General features: G+C 71.3%; 2 protein-coding genes. One reads left to right on the plus strand and one right to left on the minus strand.

All coding sequences use genetic code 11. The annotated features are described in order from the left end of the window. On the minus strand, window positions 1-257 hold a 257-nt coding region (locus KVT45_RS54905; protein WP_217562611.1), incomplete at its 3' end, for a CoA transferase. A 402-nt stretch (window positions 258-659) separates the two neighbouring features. Here KVT45_RS54905 and KVT45_RS54910 point away from each other — a divergent pair. Further along, complete coding sequence (locus KVT45_RS54910) at window positions 660-1172, plus strand: nuclear transport factor 2 family protein (RefSeq protein ID WP_217562613.1); 513 nt, start codon at window positions 660-662, stop codon at window positions 1170-1172. Window positions 1173-1489: the final 317 nt, after the last annotated feature.

Below are 1489 nucleotides of genomic sequence, written 5' to 3' on the forward strand. Positions count from 1 at the left end.
AGCCGGCGCAGCAGGTCCCGTCCGGTCTCGTGCCGCAGGGTCAGCGTGACGCTGTTCTTGTTGCGGCCCACGCTCTTCCACACCAGACCCTCGCCGTCCTTCTGCGCGCCCCACTGCCGCAGCGGGTCACCGCCGTCGGGCTGCTCGAGCCTGCTCACGTCCGCGCCGTGCTCGCCGAGCCAGGTGGCGATCAGCGGTCCGGCAGCGAGGGTGGCGGCATCGAGGACACGGAGTCCGGCCAGTGGTCCGTCGCTCATGGTTGCGTTCCCTGCCTTTCCTGTCGGTCGTCGTCTCGTGCTGCTCCGGGCGAGTTCCGCGCGCGCTGCCACGCGAGGCAGCCTGGGCACGCAGGCGGTGGGCTTGCCTCGGTCGGACGTCCGGGCCTGTGTCCGGCGTACGGGACACCGTGGCGGGCGGGGAGCGCCCGGCTTCCCCGCCGGGCCGGCCGCACCAGCGGTGTCACGCCGCCCACTCGACGACAGCCCACGCTAACCGGCACCGGGCACCAGCCCCGGAATCGATCCCGCTCAGCGGACACAGCACATGACTCCCGCCGCGGCACTTCCTAGGTTGCTCGCAGGGGTTTCCCGGCATCCCGGCCGCGACGGGCGGCGCCGCCACTCCGCCCTCGGGCGTACGACACACGAGAGGAGCGAACCATGCACACCGACTCGGCGTCGATCGCCCGGCTCGCGGCGCAGCAGGAGATCACGGAGGTGCTGTATTGGTACTGCCGTGGTCTCGACCGCATGGACCGTGCACTCGCGGACACCGTCTGGCATCCCGACGGCACGGCCGACTACGGCCCCGACTACAGGGGGCCCGCCGCCGGCTTCCTCGACTTCGTGTGGCCCTACCACGCCCAGCTCGCCGGTCATTCGCACCTGGTCTCCAACGCGCTCATCGAAGTCGACGACGCGGCGGGAACAGCGGCCAGCGAGACCTATGTGTCGGTGTGGCTGCGCACGCGCCCGGCCGACGGTCTCGTCACGGACCTGTTCCATCGCGGCCGGTACGTCGACCGCTGGTCGCGCCGGGCGGGCGTCTGGGCCATCGACCACCGCGCCTACGTCGGTGACCTCTACCGCGAGGTGACGCTCCCCGCCGAGGCCACCGCGCCGCCCTCGGGGCGCCGGAACGACACCGACCCCTCCTACGCGGTGTTCCGCTGACCTGACGGAGCGCAGCGCCTGGGCTTGCCCCGCGGGAACCGATACGCGTGCCGCGGCCGGCGTCCTCCGCCACGCCCGCGTCCTCTCCGCCTTGCTCTGGTTCCCTCGCCCCCCGGCTCACGAAAGGCCCCGATGTCCACGTCACGCAATGACCGGATGACCCTTGTCGCGTTTCTCCAGGCGTCCAACGTGTCGGTGTACTTCGGCTCGTGGCGCTATCCCAGTGCGGCGGCGGACTACCTGGACGTGCGCTACTACCAGCGGATCGCTCGCGTGCTGGAAGAAGGCATGTGCGACCTGATGTTCTTCGACGACCG

The organism is Streptomyces sp. GbtcB6 (assembly GCF_019091475.1).
In the GTDB taxonomy this organism is placed as follows: Bacteria; Actinomycetota; Actinomycetes; order Streptomycetales; family Streptomycetaceae; genus Streptomyces; species Streptomyces hyaluromycini.